The sequence below is a fragment of the Paenibacillus sp. sgz302115 genome (assembly GCF_056120445.1).
The window spans coordinates 584,675-605,778 of sequence record NZ_JBVYOK010000001.1 but is presented as its reverse complement, the minus strand read 5'-3'; the positions used below and the strand labels follow the sequence as shown (position 1 = coordinate 605,778).

General features: G+C 43.8%; 17 protein-coding genes and 2 pseudogenes. 4 read left to right on the top strand and 15 right to left on the bottom strand.

Features of this window, described 5'->3' with window-relative positions:
* Nucleotides 1-175 precede the first annotated feature (175 nt).
* From AC0LWN_RS02730 to AC0LWN_RS02695, 8 genes and pseudogenes are all read right to left on the bottom strand, one after another.
* Complete coding sequence (locus AC0LWN_RS02730; protein ID WP_474663095.1) at nt 176-1,204, bottom strand: zinc-binding dehydrogenase; 1,029 nt, start codon at nt 1,202-1,204, stop codon at nt 176-178.
* A 47-nt stretch (nt 1,205-1,251) separates the two neighbouring features.
* The gene (locus AC0LWN_RS02725) at nt 1,252-2,244 is read right to left on the bottom strand and encodes an aldo/keto reductase (protein ID WP_474663094.1); all 993 of its coding nucleotides are present in this window, start codon (nt 2,242-2,244) and stop codon (nt 1,252-1,254) included.
* Between the two features lie 115 nt (nt 2,245-2,359).
* The gene (locus AC0LWN_RS02720; protein WP_474663093.1) at nt 2,360-2,905 is read right to left on the bottom strand and encodes an NAD(P)H-dependent oxidoreductase; all 546 of its coding nucleotides are present in this window, start codon (nt 2,903-2,905) and stop codon (nt 2,360-2,362) included.
* A gap of 108 nt (nt 2,906-3,013) precedes the next feature.
* Nucleotides 3,014-3,934, bottom strand: a complete 921-nt coding sequence (locus AC0LWN_RS02715) for a helix-turn-helix domain-containing protein (RefSeq protein WP_474663092.1) — start codon at nt 3,932-3,934, stop codon at nt 3,014-3,016.
* Nucleotides 3,924-5,150, bottom strand: a complete 1,227-nt coding sequence (locus tag AC0LWN_RS02710) for an MFS transporter (RefSeq protein ID WP_474663091.1) — start codon at nt 5,148-5,150, stop codon at nt 3,924-3,926. Before AC0LWN_RS02710 ends, AC0LWN_RS02715 begins: the two co-directional genes overlap by 11 nt.
* A 152-nt stretch (nt 5,151-5,302) precedes the next feature.
* Nucleotides 5,303-5,512 (bottom strand): annotated as a pseudogene (locus AC0LWN_RS02705) (family 1 glycosylhydrolase); the annotation flags it as partial.
* 242 nt (nt 5,513-5,754) lie between these two features.
* Nucleotides 5,755-6,636: a LysR family transcriptional regulator gene (locus tag AC0LWN_RS02700; RefSeq protein WP_474663090.1), complete on the bottom strand. Its 882-nt coding sequence runs from the start codon at nt 6,634-6,636 to the stop codon at nt 5,755-5,757.
* Between the two features lie 63 nt (nt 6,637-6,699).
* Nucleotides 6,700-7,596, bottom strand: a pseudogene (locus tag AC0LWN_RS02695) (ABC transporter permease); the annotation flags it as partial.
* 177 nt (nt 7,597-7,773) lie between these two features.
* Here AC0LWN_RS02695 and AC0LWN_RS02690 point away from each other — a divergent pair.
* Nucleotides 7,774-8,457, top strand: coding sequence for a hypothetical protein (locus AC0LWN_RS02690; RefSeq protein ID WP_474663089.1), 684 nt, complete (start codon nt 7,774-7,776; stop codon nt 8,455-8,457).
* A gap of 77 nt (nt 8,458-8,534) precedes the next feature.
* Here AC0LWN_RS02690 and AC0LWN_RS02685 read toward each other — a convergent pair whose 3' ends face one another.
* Complete coding sequence (locus tag AC0LWN_RS02685; protein WP_474663088.1) at nt 8,535-11,711, bottom strand: DUF8487 domain-containing protein; 3,177 nt, start codon at nt 11,709-11,711, stop codon at nt 8,535-8,537.
* A 104-nt stretch (nt 11,712-11,815) separates the two neighbouring features.
* Between AC0LWN_RS02685 and AC0LWN_RS02680 the strand changes: the two genes are divergently transcribed.
* Nucleotides 11,816-12,673, top strand: a complete 858-nt coding sequence (locus AC0LWN_RS02680) for a helix-turn-helix domain-containing protein (RefSeq protein ID WP_474663087.1) — start codon at nt 11,816-11,818, stop codon at nt 12,671-12,673.
* Between the two features lie 71 nt (nt 12,674-12,744).
* Here AC0LWN_RS02680 and AC0LWN_RS02675 read toward each other — a convergent pair whose 3' ends face one another.
* Entirely contained in the window at nt 12,745-13,464 is a 720-nt protein-coding gene (locus AC0LWN_RS02675; protein ID WP_474663086.1) for a dihydrofolate reductase family protein, read from the bottom strand.
* A 2-nt stretch (nt 13,465-13,466) separates the two neighbouring features.
* Complete coding sequence (locus AC0LWN_RS02670; protein WP_474663085.1) at nt 13,467-14,621, bottom strand: MFS transporter; 1,155 nt, start codon at nt 14,619-14,621, stop codon at nt 13,467-13,469.
* Nucleotides 14,622-14,805: 184 nt separating this feature from the next.
* On the opposite strand from AC0LWN_RS02670, the gene AC0LWN_RS02665 reads away from it, so the two are divergent.
* Nucleotides 14,806-15,351: a TetR/AcrR family transcriptional regulator gene (locus AC0LWN_RS02665; protein ID WP_474663084.1), complete on the top strand. Its 546-nt coding sequence runs from the start codon at nt 14,806-14,808 to the stop codon at nt 15,349-15,351.
* A 62-nt stretch (nt 15,352-15,413) separates the two neighbouring features.
* On the opposite strand, the gene ppsA is transcribed toward AC0LWN_RS02665, so the two are convergent.
* The 4 genes from ppsA to AC0LWN_RS02645 form a co-directional block, all read right to left on the bottom strand.
* Nucleotides 15,414-18,035: a phosphoenolpyruvate synthase gene (ppsA, locus tag AC0LWN_RS02660; RefSeq protein ID WP_474663083.1), complete on the bottom strand. Its 2,622-nt coding sequence runs from the start codon at nt 18,033-18,035 to the stop codon at nt 15,414-15,416.
* A gap of 214 nt (nt 18,036-18,249) precedes the next feature.
* Nucleotides 18,250-19,005 carry an AIR synthase related protein gene (locus AC0LWN_RS02655; protein ID WP_474663082.1) on the bottom strand — a complete coding sequence of 252 codons (756 nt, stop codon included), beginning with the start codon at nt 19,003-19,005 and terminating at the stop codon, nt 18,250-18,252.
* Nucleotides 19,006-19,056: 51 nt separating this feature from the next.
* The gene (locus AC0LWN_RS02650) at nt 19,057-19,521 is read right to left on the bottom strand and encodes a DUF8821 family protein (protein ID WP_474663081.1); all 465 of its coding nucleotides are present in this window, start codon (nt 19,519-19,521) and stop codon (nt 19,057-19,059) included.
* A 22-nt stretch (nt 19,522-19,543) separates the two neighbouring features.
* Nucleotides 19,544-20,026: a GyrI-like domain-containing protein gene (locus AC0LWN_RS02645; RefSeq protein WP_474663080.1), complete on the bottom strand. Its 483-nt coding sequence runs from the start codon at nt 20,024-20,026 to the stop codon at nt 19,544-19,546.
* Nucleotides 20,027-20,135: 109 nt separating this feature from the next.
* On the opposite strand from AC0LWN_RS02645, the gene AC0LWN_RS02640 reads away from it, so the two are divergent.
* Nucleotides 20,136-21,098: a helix-turn-helix transcriptional regulator gene (locus AC0LWN_RS02640; protein ID WP_474663079.1), complete on the top strand. Its 963-nt coding sequence runs from the start codon at nt 20,136-20,138 to the stop codon at nt 21,096-21,098.
* Nucleotides 21,099-21,104 lie beyond the last annotated feature (6 nt).

The following is a 21,104-nucleotide window of genomic DNA, read 5'->3' as shown; positions in this document are numbered from 1 at the left end:
CTTTTCCTAACCCTTTGACGCTCCGACATAGCTAAAAGTTTCACGCTTTATTGGTTACAATATTTTAGTCTATGTGATTAAAAAAGACCGTGAAAAAACAACAAAGCAGCGATTCTCCCGTTATTGGAAAGCCGCTGCTTTGTGTTTTTGGTCATCAATCACTTCAATATGTTAATTAAGGTCTAATCAATACCTTAAGTGCTTCACGTTTATCCATTGCACGATAACCCTCAGGGACACCGTCAAGATCTACCGTTACATCAAATACACGGCCAGGTTCCAGTGTTCCATCGAGAATATCCGGTAATAGCTCTTCCATGTACGCACGTGTTGGTGCCGGCCCTCCCGCAAGCTTGATGTTCCGCCCGAATAGACTTGCAAAGCCAACAGGAGCTTCTTCATACTGCGGAACGCCTACGCGGCTAATCACTCCGCCAGCACGCACGGCACCCAGACTCATTTCGTAAGCAGACATCAGCCCGACACACTCCAGAACAACATGTGACCCTTCCCCATTTGTCAACTCCCGGACTTTGGCAATACCTTCTTCTCCTCGTTCAGGAACAATATCAGTGGCACCAAATTCAATTCCCAGATCAGTCCGTTTCTTATGCCGGCCCATCAAAATAATTTTTTTGGCGCCGAGCTTCTTGGCTGACAGAACAGCAAGCAGCCCGACAGCCCCATCTCCAATCACTGTCACCGTTGTATTCTCATTTACGCCTCCCATCAGCGCAGCATGGTAGCCTGTACCGTAGACATCAGATAATGTCAACAGGGAAGGCAATAAAGGGGAAGTTTCATCAATTTCGTCAGGCAATTTGAACATACTTCCTTGTGCTTGCGGTACTCGGACAAATTCAGCCTGGCAGCCGCTCATGAAGCTTCCGTGTACACAGGAAGTCATCAATCCTTCCCGGCAAAACGGACAGGTGTTGTCTCCAACCGCAAAAGGCACTATAACCAAATCGCCCTTCTTGAATCCGGAAACAGATGCCCCCATTTCCTCTATTCGTCCAATAACTTCATGTCCCATGGCTTCCCCATGCTCATGGGCATGCATGTTATGATACGGATGCAGATCACTTCCACAAATACACGCAACAACAACCTTTAATATGGCATCTGTTGGCTCTTGCAATTGCGGAACGGCTACTTCTTCAACGCGAACATCGCTGGCTGCATACATAATATTTGCTTTCATTTTTAAGCTCCACCTTTTCTAATAATAATTTAACGTAACATACCTCATTATCTAAAACCGGCATTAGACCCATACACCGGATGTGGTACATATGAATCCTCCAGTAATGAAATTTCTTCAGGAGTTAAGATAACCGAAAGTGCGGCAGCCGCATCTTCAAGGTGAGTGATTTTCGTAGCGCCGATAATAGGAGCTGTGACCGGTTCTTTCTGCAGCAGCCAGGCAAGTGCGATTTGAGCGCGGGGAACGCCATATCTTGCTGCGATTGCAGCAACCTGATCAATAATGATCCTGTCGGCTTCTGCAGTCGCATCATACTTAGCTTTTTGCACTTGATCGGTTTCAGAACGTTGTGTGGTCTCTTGCGAATTCCGGGTCAATCTGCCTGATGCAAGAGGAATAAATGGAATGACACCGATGTTTTCTTCCTTGCACAGCGGCAGCATTTCCCTTTCCTCTTCACGGTAGATCAGATTATAGTGATTTTGCATCGTCACAAAACGGGTCCAGCCATGCTTCTCAGCGACATGCAGCGCCTTTTGAAACTGCCAGGCATGCATAACAGAAGCTCCGATATATCTAGCTTTCCCGGCTTTTACTACATCATGTAATGCTTCCATGGTTTCTTCAATCGGTGTATGATCATCCCAGCGGTGAATTTGATACAGATCGACATAGTTGGTTCCAAGGCGTTTGAGACTTTTATCAATTTCACTCATAATTGCCTTTCGGGAAAGTCCGGAGCCGTTTGGACCTTCATGCATGCGCGAAAAAACTTTTGTCGCCAGAACAATTTCATCCCGGTTAGCATAGTCCTTAAGTGCACGGCCGACAATTTCCTCGCTTGTTCCTTCTGCATAGACATTTGCCATATCGAAAAAGTTGATGCCAAGCTCCAAAGCTTTTTTGACTATAGGACGGCTGTTCTCTTCATCAAGTGTCCATTTGTGAGATCCTCGTCCAGGTTCACCAAAGCCCATACAACCAAGGCAAAGCCTAGAAACATCCAACCCGGTATTTCCAAGTTTCACGTATTCCATTTGATTCCCTCCCGGCATTAGCGATCAGATAATAATTTCCCTCCGAAACCAATGTTTTCTCTCTCGCTTTCCTTAATCAAAACAAAAGCCGACTCGGGTACATTCATAATATCCTCTACAATACGACATTCAAGGCAGCTTCAGGATGGAGAGCATAAGCCGGATACGCTTTTGCAGCTTGCTCTACTTGTTCGTCGGATAGCTGCATGACTCCATAGACTGCGTAAGGTGCCAGATAGCGGGTCCCGATCATATTGCTTGTTGCCTGGAAAGGCCGCAGCAGCTCTGGAAGGGTATACGTGAATGCACCGTCAGGTGTATAGGAAGCTTCAGGAGCACCTAAGCTAATTGCAAGCATTAGTTCCTTGCCGTGCAGTTTGTTGCCCGTGCTTCCGTATGCCCAACCATAGGTAAGAACGGCATCTTCCCATTTTTTCAGCAGAGAGGGTGTGCTGTACCAATAAAAAGGAAATTGCAGAATGATACGGTCGTGCTGCTCTAATAGCTCCTGCTCGGCTTTAACGTCAATCTCCTCGTTGGGATAAGCTTCGTATACACGGTGTACAGTAACACCATCTTGTTTGTCCATCTCCTCTACCCAGCGGCGATTGAGACGGGAACCAGAAAGGTTGGGGTGGAATACGAGTACGAGTGTTTTCATTCAGAATCTCTCCTTATCTCTATTTAGTAATTCGTTGTAGTGGCTGAGATAAGAATAACAGGAATAAATATAGATTTCTTTGTCAGGAAGCTCATTTTGTTTGTTCATTTAGCTCATCTTGACTTCATCCTCTGTGAGCTTAGATTTCTGCCTAAATTCCGATGGCGAGAGGCCAAAACGGAGCTTGAACACTTTAGAGAAATGGGTGATGTTCTCAAATCCGGTAGAGTAGCAGACATCAGTGACGGAAAGCGTCGTTTCTAACAGCAGCCTCTCAGCTTTATCCAGCCTACGGTTGCGAATCCACTTCAAGGGAGAAGTATGGTAGGTTGCCTGAAATTCCCGTTTGAACGTCGACAGACTTCTGCCCGATAGATACGCCAGATCCTGCAGGGATACGGGATTAGTGAAATTCTCCTCCATGATTCTAGCGATACTGTTATTGTCATTGTCATAGCTGCCCGGCTGCACCAGCTGATATAAAAACCGTTCATTTGAATTTGTCAGATGAAACAGCAGCTCCATCAGTTTGATCTTAACCAAACCGTCACTGACCTGGCTAGGCTGGTTAAAATAAGGCTGCAAGGACACAAAATAAGTTCGGGTAAGATCATTAACCGGAATAATGGACACCGGAACAACATCGCCTACGGGATAAATCGGCTTCACTCCAACGAATTGCACAAATTCCTCCAGTAATTTTTCATTTAGAAAAAACATCATATAATCCAGCATGTACCCGGAACCGGATTCCCCCGATTTGTCATATTCAATCAAAATTGATTTATGAATAAATATCATTTCATTACTACGTACGGTATATTCCCGGTCTCTGAAACGAACCGTATAGGTCCCTGATTTCACGTACAATAACAGATGATCCTTAAGAAAATAAGAGCCTTTTCTCCCTTGAGTATGCAGGCAGAAAGTAATTACAGATAAGCCGTTTTGCTGTAAGCTTCCTGTTTTGTCTGGTGCCTTGATCAGTTCTTGCGGTGCCTTGAGCGCTTTTCCAATACTATTGGACATGAGCAGTCCCGCCTTTTTTATGCTTTTGATTTATGAAAGCTACCCCAATACCAGCTAATCCAATCAATAATAGGATTATTGCATTAGTGGAAACCAGCGCTTGCACAGTATGGACGTGAAATATTTGTCTAATTAACGTCCCTTCATACGGTGAAAGTGTGGCTCCTAAGTTATAAGCGACCAACACTATAGTGGTGCCGAGCTTAGCCATTTCCGCAATTTGCTGAGTAAAGGTATGCAGCAGATAGGGCATGATGCAACGGAATGAAAATCCGATAACCATTGAACACAATGTAGTAAGGGCGATACTTTGCGAGACCGTAACTACAAACATGGATATTCCAAGTAAAAGAATGGATAAAGGAACGATAAAATCACTGACCCATTTATAGATCCTTCCAAATGAGAAGCCGGCAATAAAGGCTCCTAAGCCTATAAAAGCAATCATATTGCTGCCGTTCGTTGCGTTTCCAATATTCTGCTCCAAAAGCAAAGGAGTAATCTGGATATTATAGTTGATAAAAATAGTTACAATCGCAAACAGTAAAATGCCAAAACCAATCATCACTTGAAAAGACTTTCTTTTGTCACTTGGATTGATTGATTTCGTTGTCAGGTGTTCCGTTCTGTTTTTCTTCAACTTTCTTTTATCACCGGGAATAAAGAAAATGAATGCTACAAAAATGGGTAGTGCCAGCGCATAAACATAAAATGATGTATACCAGCTGATTCTCAATAATTGGCCTACAAGCAGCGTCAGACAAATTCCGCCAAGTCCTTCAAAGGAGCTTTCTAATCCAATTAAGGTTGCCTGTTTACCTGGATTCTCGTGATACAAATCGCTGATCATCTGAATGATTAACCGGTTAAATAGGCCTATTCCCAAACCAAACAAACAGCGGGAAATGAACAACAGTGAAAAATAATCATGCTGTAGTGCGGGGAATATCCCTGCAACGAGAACAACTCCCAATCCCGTTAATATGGTTACTTTCTTCCCAAGCAGAAGCTCAAGCCGATTTCCGGCTAAAACACCGAGAATGACGAATAGTGAAGGTATTGTAGTCAATAACCCTACATGCGTTAGAGATATTGCCGGAAAATCCTTTGCTATCGCAGGAATGTTAGCAGCGATTACTGGTCCTGAAGAAATTAATAACGCAACTGACAGTAATGAATATATCTTTAGCTTTTCCATGGGTATTGAGTTATTCATGCATCCATCCCTTTCACCCCAATATCATTTTGTCTCTCACTTTATCACTTGGAGTTAACTTTAAGTCAAGGAAGCAAATACGATTTTTTATAAAGCAATAACGCATGGAGTCATGGACTCGATGCGTTATTGCTTTTTCATTGATTAGCTGGTCAAAGCTCTTTACCATTACTGCTAATTACTTTTTTGTACCAATCAAAGGATTTTTTCCTGCTGCGTATTAACGTTCCATTTCCGGAGTCATCTTTATCCACATAAATAAAACCGTATCTCTTACTCATCTCTCCAGAACTTGAACTTACCAAATCAATACAGCCCCAGGTAGTATACCCCAGCAAATCAACCCCATCCTCTTCCACTGCTGTTATAAAGGCTTGGCATACTTCTGGCTCATACAATAATGCCCCCTCTTTTTGGTGCTAGATAAAATAAAACAAACGAGAGCGCTTTATAAATTCCTGTTTACAAGCTTCCCACCTCCACAAATAACTTCTCTACATAACAAAAAAGCTATTTATCTGTAATACATAAAGGCTGCATTCACTGCACCTTTAAAATATCACCACATAAATAGCTATAGCCAATACCTATATCTCATGCTTTATTATGCCTTTAAGGCATGCTTGATATGTTGTAAAAAGCGGGCCGCGGTTTGGCTGAAGATCTTGTGTTTTTTCCAGACAATTACACATCCGAATTGAAGCTCGGGATAAAAGGGTATAAAGCATAAATTGTCAGATTGCTTCATTGCAAAAGCACCCTCAATACAAATTGCACTCCCCATTCCCTCTTCCACGAGATTAATCACATTGGATATTAAGTTATAGGTAGCTACAAGGCGTAATTGTGAATGCTCATCGGCAAACCAACTGGCAATCTCATTTTGTAATACAGACCGGCTGGGTATAAGCAGAGGCACTCCGGCCAGATCTTTAGAAGTCACATATTCCTTCTGTGCAAGCGGTGACGAGGTCTTTGTAAGAACTCCCCAGCGTTCCTTTTGTGGCAGTCTGATGAAATCGTATTTTTCAATATGAATAGGCTCTAGCAAAATCCCAATTTCAAGTAATCCCTTATCTATTTTCTCCTTTATCTCATCGCCTGTCCCGCTAAAAATGTGATAACTAACCTGCGGATATTCAATATTGAATTCTTTTAACAATTTTAAAATAACATTTGATGTTAATGATTCAACACTTCCAATGGATATCGTTCCTCCGACCAGGTTGTTCTGATCTTTAAATTCTTTCTCTGTTTTATCCGCAAGGATAAGGATTTCTTCAGCTCTCTGACGCAAAAGCATCCCTGCATCCGTTAGTGTTATCTTGCTTTTCCCGCGTACAAACAATTGAGTTCCTAAGTCTTTTTCCAGATCGGCCAACTGCCTGCTTAACGTCGGTTGTGTCACGTGCAGAATAGTCGCCGCATGTGTAATGTTTTCTACACGGGCTACTGTAAGAAAATACCGAAGCACTCTTAATTCCATTGCTCCTCCTGATTTACATTTATTTTAAAATCTCAATTGTTACGACCACTTAAAGTTAAGGTGCTATTCCAAACCTTTCAAGGATTCAATCATATTGATTCCGGTCACTTTACGTCTGAGCAGCAGGTTGGCCAAAAGAGTGAGCACATAGGCGACCAGTGCCGACACCAATACAATAAACAAATTTAAATGATTCGGGATTTGCTGATGGGTGCTTGACAACGCTTTTACAACCATCTTATAGACATATCCGCAAACCGGGAAGGCCGCTAGCACTGCCAACGTCGTAATAAATATATTTTCCAAAAATATAAGCCGGTTGATTTTGTTTTTGTAATAACCCAACACTTTAAGCGTTGCAAGCTCGCGGTTCCTCTCGTAGATATTGATCGACGATATGGTGTAGATCGCGCCAAAGGAGAGGATGACTGCGCAAATAATAAACATTATAAAGACAAAGCTGTTTTGCTGCAAAATGTAACGGGCCTCCTTCCGGAGATCCGCCTTATCGTAAATGGCATCCACTCTTTGATCTTGCTCAAAATAGCTCCGGATGCCCGCCGGATCTGCCGATGGATCGGTTTCCAACAAAAGCGAGGTTGGCTTGTATGTCAGCCCCAAGCTGGTCAAATACTCCGGCGTGATGTAGAAAGTCGGGCTTGAATACTGCGTAGAGATGTTTAGCACCTTCATCTCCACCGTTTTGTTGCTCATCCCGGGGGCAGTAAACGTAATTTGGACGGTATCCCCTTCAGCAATACTGTATTGATCGGCATAAGATTTCGGCACCAACACACCAGTATGATCCAAATACAGCGGATTGTCTTTTTCGTCATAGAAATGAATAAGATTGTTATCCTTTTCCGTTACAAGCAACGAAGCTTTTTCAGTTTGGTTATCCTTTTTAAGTTCAATGGGAAATGCGGACAAGACGTGATGGCTTTTAATACCGGCGGGGAGTCTCATTAGCAGGTAAGCGTGTTTTATACCATGAGGCCTATGGACGAGGCACACTTGCGGCTATTTACGAAAAACTGGATGACAAAGACATACGGCAAGCCCGCGAGCAGGACATTTCGATCGAAACGTTGAGTCTTCAGAAGTTATTCCTGTATTTGATCGAAGGGGGGCTTTGAAATGGGGACTTTGGCCGTTCATTTAAGGGCAACTTACAGACAACTCAAAATGTATATCTGGTTCGTCCTGATGATCATCGTGCTTGGTAGAATTGCTGAACTTATCGTTACCTCTCTTACAGACAGCAGCGGAATATCCCGCCTATCGGAGACCAACATGCTCATTCTGCTTTTACCGCTGATGGCCATCGCGTTGCCGCTTAGTTATTTCAAACGGATCGTTCATTTGGGCGCTAGCCGAAAGCAATATTTCAAAGGTCTGCATGCCGTTTTTGCCGTCTGGGCGGCAGCCGTTGCTTTGAGCAACTCCATATGGATCACGCTGCAAATCCATGTATTACACAATTATGCCAGCACCGTTGACTTAGTCGATGCCTTTCATTGGAATGACTTTGGCTTTGCAGGCTCATTCCTTTATCAGACGGCCTTTTACCTGATGGCCATGGCACTTCTGAGCATGTTGGTATCAGGGTATTCCAGCCCTGTCGGCTGGCTGTTGTCCGCGTTGATTCTCACGGCCATCCCGGTCGGAACGGCGGTTCCTTCGCTGAGGGTGCATGTCGTATCCTTTTTCAAAACGCTGCTGTTTAACGATTCGCTTCTGCTAGGCGTCGGATTCAACCTCTTGCTTTACCTTCTATTTGCGGTAGGCGGGTGGCTTTTCACGAGGGTGAGAGTTCATTAATGACGCGAATAGAAAATAGAAAAAGGCAAAACCCTACCTCTTTCTAAGGTGGTGGGTTTTGCCTGATTTAACGGATTTTAACCTCCATAAACCTCAAATGAATAATGTCCCGCACTGAGGCCTTTTGGCAAGCCGTTGTAGACAATCCTTACATACCTTCCGGTTGCGTTAAACCGGTCAACCCGCGTCTGAGCAGTTGATGTTTGACCAGTCTGGTTCGAGGCTACATTCCACTCTATCCCGTTAATTGAAGTTTGAATGACGTACAGGAAATTACCTTCCTGATGGAATTTCACCCGGATTCCTGTGAGAGCTTGTTCCTCTCCCAGATCGACCTGCCACCAGTGACCCGGGAGCTCGTCCTCCGCCAGCCACATCGTATGCCCGATGCCATCATTCCCGTTGCTTGCTTTATGATGGTTATCTTTCACGCTATCACTTGCAGCTTTTTTGCCCAAGGCAAGCTCACGGCTCTGAGGGATTTGCACCCCTTCCGAATGGGAATCAGGCTCTTTTTTCTTCAATAACATGCGGAGTGCATTGATTTCCAGCGTCATTCCGGGAGCAAAGTCGTCAGTGGACATGTAATCCATCAGGCTTTTACGAAGCTGTGCCGCTGCAGGTCTGTGCTCCAATGCATCCTCGATATTAATGCCACAGATGAGTAACTTGCCCATACCGACGTTATATTCCGTAAGATTTGTCAGCTTCCGATTATGATAGAAATTAGGAATAACCTGAACGATCGGATCAAATGGCAAATCATCATTTATTACGAGCGATACTGAATGATCGAGCAGATCCTTCCATTGATACTCTGCATACTCCCTTGTCGGGAAGTGTTTCAGTGCCGGATGAACAGGATTTACGATAATACCGCATGGATTTTCAGTTGCAAAATGTACCGGGCTCCAGAAGACAGGATGGAACTTCCCTCTAGCTGAATGTTCTAGCTCACCCTCTTTGGCGAGGAAAAGAATTCGTTCTCCATCTGCCAATTTACGCAACAACTCGTCATCCAGTGTTTTGGTTACTGTAATTTCTGGCGTGATATCGACCTGCTCCTCCGTGTGAGGATATACCCAGATTGGCCATTCGTTACGAATTTCCGTACCTACCAATTCCAAAGATACTGTCAACCGGTCACTTTTTCGGATTTGTTTCAGAACCTCAGTTGTAAATTGTCCAAGGACAATACCGGATCCAAGAGGAATCTTCTCTGCCTTTACATAACCATGATCAAGACTGATCCCTTCCCCATCCGCTATAATCCATTTAGTGCAGGCGTCTGATAAATCGCTGGGGCCGAAATGTGCCATATTTATTTCTGCAGTATAGGTGTCCTCAGTGGTGTATATCCGTTTTGGCATACGGAGAAGTAACACAGTAGCATCACAGAAATTACGGAATTGCCGGGGGTCTATCAACCCCTTAGACTTCCAGAATGCATTTAAAATACCGACAGTAGCCGTACTTTGACCTGGAAAGTCATGCAAATCAAGCAACTGGAATCCGCCGAGCTCCGGCGTACGCAGTGCTGCTTCGATTTCTTCACGGTATAATTGGAGCGCAAGCATGCCGGAGCCGTGGACCAGCTTACGAATATCGCCCAGCAAACCGCGTTTATCCAGATCCGCACGAATGACCTCCAAATTGACCGGACGCAATGCTCCATGGTACAGTTCGATCTCTTCAACATCCGGATAAACGGTATACTGGCCTACTTCATGTGTCACAACGGGAACTGGCCTTCTGGCTATAGCCTCACGGAAGTCGATAAGCGTGGAACTGGCTATCCCATCAAGAAAATATTGTCCGCGTGCTCCGGCTTCATCAACGGTCTGGGCGCAGAACAGATCATCTGCCGGGTCCAGCGGACGGTCCCAATTCGTGGTGAGCGTATACATATGCCTGTCATCAAATGCCTTCAGGTCTGCGACCATGCTGTGAAGCAAATCGAAATCACCGTTCAGCTCGTTTCCGTTGCTGTAAATACAGAAGGATGGATGATTCCCGTATTTCAGCAGGATACGACGTGCTTCTTGAGGTAAATAAGCGTAATGTTCCGGATGCGCCCCGACCGGCGAATTCCACGTATCCATCCACATTGGACCTTCAACCTGCAGATAAAAGCCTAATTGGTCGGCAGCTTCAAACGCTTTTTCCGGCGGGCACCAGGAATGAAACCGGATATGATTCAAGCCGTAATCCTTAGCCGTTTCGAATAGGCTGAGCCAATCGGCTAGCTCCATCGGAGGATGACCTGTCAACGGGAAAATACAGCATTCCAATGTTCCCCGCAAAAAAAGCGGCCTGCCATTGATCTCCAGCACTCTCCCATTTCGTTGAAAACTCCGCAAGCCGAACGTTTGGCTGGTTACTGTCTCTATCTGCAGTTCCCCAAGGTTAACCCGTCCTGCGATCTTCATCTCATAAATATTGGGGTTGAACTCGTCCCATAATAGCGGTTCATCTCCCATCTGATATAACCATTCAAAGGACTCCGAGGAGAACGCAGAAAGCTGCATGGTTTTCAGAAGGGTTGGCGCTCCATGCTGTATTTTGCCGTGACAGATACTGGCTGTTAAATCTATTGTTGCACGTATCTCTAAATCGGTTGTATTGTGACATGTGCCTTTAACAGTTACTGAGTGCAGCCCCGGGTCGGGATATATCTGTAGATCCTTAATGAAGAATGGCTCTAACGCTTGCAGCTCGATTCGTCCAACAATTCCGTTCCAGATGGATTGGGTTTCTTCAGTGTATGCGCTGGGATAGGTACCTAGATTCTGGATGTCACGATTATCTACCCGAATGGTGAACCGGTTTGTCTCTCCAGTCCGAATATATGCGGTCACGTCAAACTCATGAGGAACAGACAGACTATCCTGCTGGCTGACAAGCTGTCCGTTCACCCATAATGTCGACTGGAACATTACCCTTTCCAGAAATATCATGAAATTCCTGCCCGCCCATTCAGCCGGAACTGCCGTCTCGTATTCGTACCAGGCAGCTCCATAGTAGGAATAGCGCTGGCGTAAGGAACGGACTGACTCCCTGTTCATCTCATCGCTCCACTCCTGTACATCACCTACTTCATTCAAAGTCAATGTACCCGGTAGTCTTACAGTCCCTTGAGATTTGAACATCTTGGAATCATACCAAAGCTCCGACTCCCCCCTATCCTGAGGATCGAGAGCGTATTTCCATGTCCCCGTTAGATTAAGGGTTTTTGCCTGCTGTGTATATGTCATATAGCCACTCCCTTTACAATGTCGAATTGCTAGCTAATGCTTTTATCTTGTGTTAGACTCATATACAATTGTAAATTAGAGCAGCTCCTGAAAGGAATGAGGATATGGCTAATAACCCTAACTATCCTGCTATGCGCATAATGGATGAGCAGTATACACATCCCGCTGGCATCCTCGTATCGGACTATTACAGTCAACCTTACGGATATACCTGCTACCGGCCTGAGGGGACCAAGGATTGGCTAATTATGTATACTTTATCGGGTAAAGGCTCCATATATAACGGAGACGGAGAATATCTGTCCTGTACAGAACGTATGTTAACTATTGTATCCCCCGGAACCCCCCAGGATTATTTTACGGATGAAGGATATACGTGGGAGAAACTGTGGGCACACTTCCTGCCACGTTTGAATTGGATGGACTGGCTGCCCTCCAGCAATACGAAGGGTCCGATCTTTCATCTGCACATCGACGATGAGAACTCCAGCCGTGCCATAGAGTCAGCCTTCCGGAGAGTATTATATTATAGACTGCATAGGGATATATTGCTGCGGGATGAGTTGACGCTGAATGCGCTTGAGGAGATTATTCTTCTGGTCGCCAGCCAGAATCAGCGGAAGAAGGAGCTGGACCCCCGCATAAGCGAAGTGTTGGATATACTCGGTAAAAATTATATGGAAGAACATTTAGTTGAGGACCTTGCCAGTAGAGTATGCCTCTCTCCTTCCCGGCTGTCCCATTTGTTCAAACAACAGGTGGGTGATACCATCATCGAAACACTGATCAAATACCGGTTAAACCAAGCCGAGAAGCTGATCAAATATACGGTACGTCCAATTACTGAGATTGCTCTTGGAGTCGGGTTCAATTCCCCGGATTATTTTTCAAAAAAGTTCACCGGTTATTTCGGAGTGAGCCCATCTAATTATCGTAAGCAGCAAAGGGATAGAGTGAACTAGAAAACCCGCGCTGGGCGCGGGTTCTAATGGGACTTGGTCTATAGCGGATTTTTAGTGCCTTCCATTCATATTCAAGGATTAATCATATACTTCATCCATAACCCGCCATCGTCCAGTTTTTCTACACTCTTTAAAAAGAAATTTACCGGCTTGGTTTTTTGTAGTCGGGCGCTCGTTTCAAATAATGTCAAAGAGTTAGCTGCACCATCTACTACCGGGACTAAGACTAAGCTAACCTCATCAATTAAACCTTCATTCAAAAAGGAGCCGTTTAAAACTCCCCCACCTTCAAGTAAAACTTTATCGATAGAAAATAATTTTTTTAGCTTTTCCACTACTACAGTGAAATTCAAGCTTTCTTTGCCGCCAAAAATATAAGAAATGCCTAGTTTCTTCAGATGAGCTAGGTAAGCATCCGATACCTGTTCAGTTAGTACTTCTACAATATGATGACCAAATCGATCATCATCATCTGTAATGATATTTTTTGTCCATCCTAATTTTCCGGAAGGGTCTATTGCAACTGCATAGTTTTTAGCATCGGTTTCCGCTACGTAATCTGTTCTAGGGATAATCGGAGTGTTTTCTTGATCCAGGTTTAATTTATTTCCAAATGTGAAGTGTTCCTCCATGGTAATTCTTCCGCAAATCCATGCCTGGCATCCGTAATGATCATGAATTTCCTCGTATTTCTTGGTAAAATATGCTGTTCGATCCTCGCCTAAGTAATCTCCAACGATTTTTCCATCCAATGACGTTAGCATATGACAAATAATATAGGGTCTGTCCAATACTATCCCTCACTTTCTTTGCTCTTCCTTAGTAAAATGGTTACAAAACTCAAAACCAAAGACAGTAATCCTACTAATACCACGTACGGTGTGCCTATTTCAGATATAAATAATCCGCCTACTGCTGCACCAATGGTTGTCCCAATGTTACATGCAGATAAAAATAAACCATTAGCAAAATCAGGTGCTTCGGGAGCTGCGGACATCATCAGGTATTGATTTATGTTTGCTCCTATTCCCGCTAAAATCCCCCAAATTAAAGTAATGATCGCCGCCGGTATGCTAAACTGACCAAATAAGAATAATAGGATATAGACAGTTCCCAACACAAAGGGAAAGGATACTACAGACTTGTAAGCATGATTAGTGAGTAGTTTTCCGGCAATTATATTTCCAATTATATTGGCACCACCATATATAAATAACGTTAAGCTAATCGTATTCAAAGGCATATTCGTAACAGTTTCCAGATACTCAGCAAGATACGTATAGACTCCAAATACAGCTGAGTTTAATAAAATGATTGCTAAAATCGAAAGCCATGTCATTGATTTTTTTAATATGGATACTTGTGCACCGTAAGAAAGTCTTTCCTCAACAGGCATAGACGGAACAAAGAGTATTGTAGCAATGAATACCACAGCGTTAACAACTGCAAAGAATACCATCGCCATTTGTAAAGAAAATGTATTCGCAATAAAGCTTGCGATAGGTACACCAATTACCATACCGGCAGACACTCCAATGAATACTTTTGAAACAGCTTTTGGAGCGTCTTCCTTGCTAACTGAAGTAGCAGCTACTGAAAATGCCAAAGAACAATAAACCGGATGAAACAAGGCTGGAATAATGCGGGCAATTAATACAATGGTAAAGTTAGTTGTAAATATGGAGACAATGTTTCCCAAAACGAAAACACCAAGTACAAGTACCATGACCTTCTTCCGATTTATACCCGAAAATAATAACGGCATAGTCGGCCCAGACACAGCAACTGCGAGTGCAAAAAAGCTTACCAACCACCCTGCTTTGGCTATACTGACATCAAAATGCTCTGAAATAGCAGGCAGTATACCAATAAAGCCCATTTCAGTATTTAAAATACCGAAGACTCCTACGGTTAAAATAAAAATCAACAAATTGTTTCGTTTAGCCAAAAAAACAACTCCTATCTTCACATGTAAATTGCTGGATTAACAAAAGAATTTGTTTAATCAACTTCTGTCTATTATTATATGAGTAAGAAGCTTACAATCAATGGTTAAAAAAGCGCAGTTTGTTGATATCTCAACACAGCAATTGAAAATGTTAATTATCTATTAAAGATTGGTGGAGTACAGGATGGCAAAAATGGACCGGAGAATTATTAAAACGCAAGAAGCCTTGAAAAAAGCTGTAATTGAATTGATGAGAGAAAAAAATTTCGATGAGATCACCATTCAGGATATTGCCGACCAGGCCAACCTAAACCGCGGAACCATTTATCTTCATTATCAGGACAAATATGATCTGCTCGATAAACTGATCGAATCACACATGAACGAATTGGGCGAGATGGATGAATGGGCATGTAAGCTGGATTGGAGCAATGGGCTTGTACCTTTTTTTGAGTACTTTGAGAAAAACTATTTATTTTTTTCAACTATGTTAGCCAGTAAAGGAGCCCCCTCTTTTAGAACCCGGCTTCTTAATTATGTTATGGAAGGATTTAAAGGGGAGGTTGATAGAGAAAGCGGAAGAAATGTGGATTTAAGTGAAGATGTTATGCTGCAATATGCCGGTACCGCTTATGTAGGGGTGATTGAATGGTGGATTAGAAGTGGAATGCCGTATCCGCCGCAAATCATGGCTAAGCAAGTTGGAGCATTATTGGAGAGAAGCTTATAGTTGAGGATAAAAAATGCCCTGGTAAACAAGGCATTTTTTTATATAGTACGCCAGCTCAGCTATTACAATAATTCGATATACCCTTCTGTTCCATTCACGCGAATCCGTTGCCCGTCTTTGATCAGTCTGGTAGCATTTTCTACTCCGACAACTGCCGGCAAGCCATATTCACGCGCGATTACTGCTCCATGGGTCATCAGTCCGCCAACTTCGGTGACTAAGCCTTTGATGGATACAAACAATGGTGTCCAGCTAGGATCAGTAAACGAGGTGACTAAAATATCTCCATCTTCCAGATAGGCATCTTCCATATTTAAGATGACACGTGCCCGCCCCTCAATCACTCCGGAAGAAACAGGCAGACCTGCAATAGCTTCAGCCGGCAAATTTTCTCGTTTGTACTTGCCGGAGAGTATTTCGCCATCAGAAGTGATAACACGTGGCGGAGTTAGTTTTTCATATAACTTATACTCGTCTTTTCGTTTGCCGATCATCTTGTAATCCAATTTTTTGGTGCGTACGGCTTCGTGAAGCTCTTCAAAAGTGAGGTAATAGATATCTTCTTTTTCACGAACAATGCCCGCTTGTACTAGTTGTTCGGCTTCTTTCAGTAAAGCCTTCTTATAAACGAAGAAGCGGTTAATATAATTATATTTTGGGTATTCCCGATATCCAATGAGATTCCGGACTAGGTCAATCATTCGTTTTGTCTCTTTGGCTTTTTGTTCGCCATCCGGTAATTGCTTCAATCGCTCTAATAACTCTTGTTCTTTTGCCAACGCTTCCTGTCGCCCCTGCTCAAACTTCCGCTTTCCGGCATTAGGCTCAAAGTTTTTGATGTTACCCAGAATCATGGAGACAAGTGTAATTGGTTTTTCGCTCCAACGGGTTCTGGTAATATCGATTTCTCCGGCACATCGCATTCCGTATTTGCCCAGATAAGCATAGATAGCGTCTTGGGTTTCCTGTCCGCCATCAAATTTAACCAGCTCATCCAGGAAATTATCTTCTTTTACATGTTGTAAATAATTAATGACTTCCGGATAAGGACGTATCACATCTGCGACATCCATTAGAGCCAGACCCATTTCCGAAGTGATATTGTTTGGTACAGATTGAGACAGCGTATCTGCTGCGTTTTTTTCACCCAACCACTCCAGCATTTTTTCATTGATCCATGATGAAGCATTCATAGCAGTCATAATCACACCAAAGCTTCGTGGATCAGCTACGCTCTTCCTCTCCCTTAATTCCTGGATATCTCCCGGGATAAAATCAAATAGATCGGCTCCTGATTTCGTTTGGATCTTATGTTGCAACTCTTCGATCGCTGCTTCACCTCGCTTAATCAAATCAGAAACGATTGTCGGATCGTAATCGTTCAGTGTTTGATAATTCGCAGGCGCCTGATCTTGATTGCTTTTACCGTTACTCTGTTCTTTCTTATCTTCCGGTATCGGTTTTATAAAATTCCCCCGCTCTATGACGGTCGTCAATGCATCTTTTATGAGCGGATCGTTTTTTCCCAAGACATTTATTAAAGTTTCCCTGCCGGAAGATGAAGCCAGCATAAGTGAGACATCAACAAACAACCTTCCACCGGCTTTACGCATGGGAGCAGGAGTTAGTAACAGGTAAAAAGACAGTCCCAGTGGTTTCATGGGGTCGGTCATCATTTGTTGATGACCGACGGATACGTAAACGTGATTTTCTTGATCATTCACTTCAGGGATCGGGTATAAAGTAGTGATCGGCCGGCTCTGGACAATATAAAATGTACCATCAGCCAAACACCATTCGATATCTTGCGGCTGGCCGAAATAAGCTTCGATCTGTCTTCCGATGCGTGCCAGCTGTAGAATTTGTTGTTCAGTAAGTGTTTGAGCCGTTTGCTGATCAGGATCGAGCTGCCGGGTCTCTGTTCCGCCTTCTTTTCGCCCGTGGATAGCCAATTTTTTGGTTGCGATTCTCTTCTCGACGATTTCCTCTTCCCGCACTTTATAACAATCGGCAGATACCAAGCCGGAGACCAGCGCTTCACCAAGTCCAAAACCGGCATCAATGGATAGCAGCTTCCGATTGGAGGTTATCGGATCAGCGGTAAATAAAATCCCTGAAGTCTGCGGGAAAACCATCCTTTGTACGACAACGGATAAATGAACCTGACTGTGGTCAAACCCATTTTGCATACGGTAGATTACTGCGCGATCCGTAAATAGGGAAGCCCAGCATTTGCTGATATGCTGCAGGATCGCATCCTTGCCGATGATATTTAAATAGGTATCTTGTTGACCGGCAAAAGAAGCATGCGGCAAATCTTCAGCAGTCGCACTAGAACGCACTGCAAAGCCAAGTTCATCACCGAACCGGGAGAGATAGTGAGTAACTGCGCTCACAACATCGGAAGGAATTTCTGCTTCCATAATGATTTGTCGAATCTTCCTGCTGATTTCAGCAATTTGATCCCGATCTTCTACTTTTAGCATGGTTAGCTGACCCACCAAAGCATGATATGTTTCGTTTTGTTCGATGGCTTTTTGATATCCCGCTGTTGTAACACAAAAGCCTTCGGGTACTTGTATTCCTTCAATCTTGGATAATTCCCCTAGATTCAACCCTTTTCCGCCAACGAGCAAAAGCTGCGTGTTGTCCATTTCCTGAAAACCGAGAACCAAAGTACTCATTCAACATCTCTCCTAATCCTTTAATTGAGAAAAAACATTTGACAAGAGTTTGGTGGCGTGGTACACTTAGAGTGTAGGATGCTATAATTATGAAAAAATAACTTACGACGGTCGTGTTTTGATTATATCACCGTGTCTGTTTATGTGCAATATAAAGAACCTGGAGTTTTTCCAGGTTCTTTTTTCGCTTTCCCGCTATTATTTTATGGGATTCTCACCTGAGGGGAAGTAAACGACCGATAATCTCCGTCCCGCCGCCAATTTCGGATTGGATGTATTCAAGCTGTTCCTCTGCGGCAGAGAAAATCACCGCTGTCGACGGGCCTCCTGAGGCGTTCAGCTTCTCCGTGATCCCTGAAACTGCCTGAAAACTGCAGCCGTTCAGCTCAGCCAGAAGATCAGCCTCATACCCGGCCCCCTTTGAGCCGACCGGATGAATCTCATGCACCTCAGGTGAGGCTACAAGTGACTGTAGCTGCCGGATGCTGCATATTTTTGCCCCTTGCTCCAATACTGCACTCCCGATCAGCGGTTCCCCCAGCATAACCACACAGTCACCGGCAAGCGACCGCTTCAGCTTCAGCCGTTCCTCATCGGTTTCTCCGATAACGGTAATCCCTACGCCTGTCTGGCACGACCCGAAATTGTCCTCCGTGCTGCCATTCAAATGGGCCTCTGTGAGTCCGGCTTCGTCCAGCAGCCTTTGTATTCCACGGATAATTTCGCTTCCTGTCGGATACTTTTCCACAGCTAAGGTATCCACTACGGTAAGAATGTCCGCACCTACGGACAGAACCTCCATAACCGCAACCCGGGCTGTATAATAGCCGACGATATCCGGCGGAGTCTGCACAGCATCCATTGGCTTGTTTCCGATACTTGCGCTAGAGTCACAGCCTATGACGAGCAACCGGCTTCCCGCTCTTCGCACCAAAGTTAAATCACGAATTTTTTGTACTGATGGTTTCATTATTGCAATTCCCCTTGATTTGGAACCGCGAATTGGACTCACGGTCTAACCTTAATATTCACCTTTAATTACAAAAAACGAGCCCCGAATGGTTCCAGCCAGTTTGGACTTTTGTCTTGCAAACTTAAACTTTTCTTCTAACTCCTTGGGTATCTCCATCCCCTCGGAAAGCTTAAAACCAACGGCCCGCTTCTTAGGGTCATCAACCGTATACATGACATTAATCGAAAGACCATCCTCATAAAAGACATAGGCCATTTTGATATTTTCCACCTGAAACCGTGACGTTTCTAAAGGTTTGGCTGCAAACTCAATGTCCCGTTCCTCTTTCAGAATTTGGTTCACATAGTCAAGGGTCTCCTGGCTTTCGCTGGCTGGTACAACCGTAAATGTATGCTCGTATTTGTTCATAAAGTAACGGGCTTCATTTGCACGTAAACCGGCAAGCGCTTCTGCTACAGGCGAAGACTCTAAACCAATCGTAGACACATTTTTAAAATCAACGATATAGGACAACTGCGTCCCTCCTCTCATCTCTTTATTTCCGTACAACAGGAATCCACATTTCACCAAAAACTAAGCCGTTCCGCTGGCCCATCTCCACCGATGTATTAGGCGCGCCAACATAGGCAACATTCTTTGCTTCCGGCAAGGCTTGACCAAAGGCAATGCCGGCAAGCTTATTATTTAATTCATCAGCCGTCTGTGCTTCTCCTTTAACAACCAGGTATTCTCCCTTAGGAAATTGAATGACTCTGGCTTCTTCCGGTGCCGCCGCTGCTTCTGCCAGGACGCCGGCATAATGCATCATCTTGCCATTCACCGCTTCGTTCACGGCAAAAATGTAGTCATTTGCGGCTATAGCTTTTAAAATATCGAGCCTTCCATCTTGGCTGACGTCCTGCCAAAAGTCTGACTTTTCCTTATTTATACCAGCATAGTCTGTGTAATCGCTCTTAAGCTCAGTTCCTAAACCTATAACGGTAAAGCCTTCTTTTTCTACCAGGGTATATTCTGCCATATTCAAAACCTTCCTTTTTTGTGGATTATCAAATGATTTGTCTTCTTCACTTGATGAGTATATGATAATCTTGAATCATGTCAAAAAATGATACTGTTTAGGAGCCCCGATGAAAAAAGTTGAACGGATTAATATCATCATGCGGTATATCAACAACCGCGCCCACTTTACAATTTCTGAAATCATGCAGGAATTTAACATCTCCCGTTCGACAGCGATTAGAGATATCAGAGAGATTGAGGCCATGGGCATGCCGCTAGTCGCTGAGGTTGGAAGGGATGGGGGCTATTCTGTCATGCATAACTCGGTCCTTCCCGTTGTCCGCTTTACCGATAATGAGGTCAAAGCTCTTTTTATTGCCTTTATGGCCACAAGAAATCAACAGCTCCCCTATCTAAAGAGCCGTCAGTCTTTAACTGAAAAATTACTGGGTCTCATCTCGAGCAACCAGCAGGATGACCTTTTTCTTTTGAATCAAATCTTGCTTTTTGAAGGGACCAACCCCTATAATCCCGACCTGCTTGATCTTTCAGACCTCCCCCATCCCATGCTGGAAAAACTGATCCAAATCCTTCTTTCGGATAGCTATTTATTGATTACCACCAAAGAAGATAAGGTAATCAAGTCTTATCCAATCTATCTCTTACACCTTTATCGTGAGAAAAGTCTTTGGCTGATTGAAGGCTTTGACTTACAGGAAGAAAAGAAGCAGATTTTTCCTGTGGACCATCTCACGGATGTCACGCCCTACAGGGAGAAAAAAAGACTAAGCAAGAAAATGATTTTAGAAAAACTAAGTAAGCAGGAAGAAGTAAACAATCTTGTCCTTGAACTTGGTCCAAAAGCGATTGCCCAATTCAAAAAATACCATCCACTAAAAGTTTCAATTTCCTATACGAATCCTTACCAAACCACAGCCATTCTTGAGACTTTTATCAATGTAGATAAGCCTGAAGAATTGACCGAGATAATAAATTGGCTACTTTTCCTGGGTGGGGATATTAAGGTTAGGGAAGTGCCAAAAGAAGTCTTAGAAGGTTTACAAGATAGATTACGCTTATACTGCCCATAATTAGCG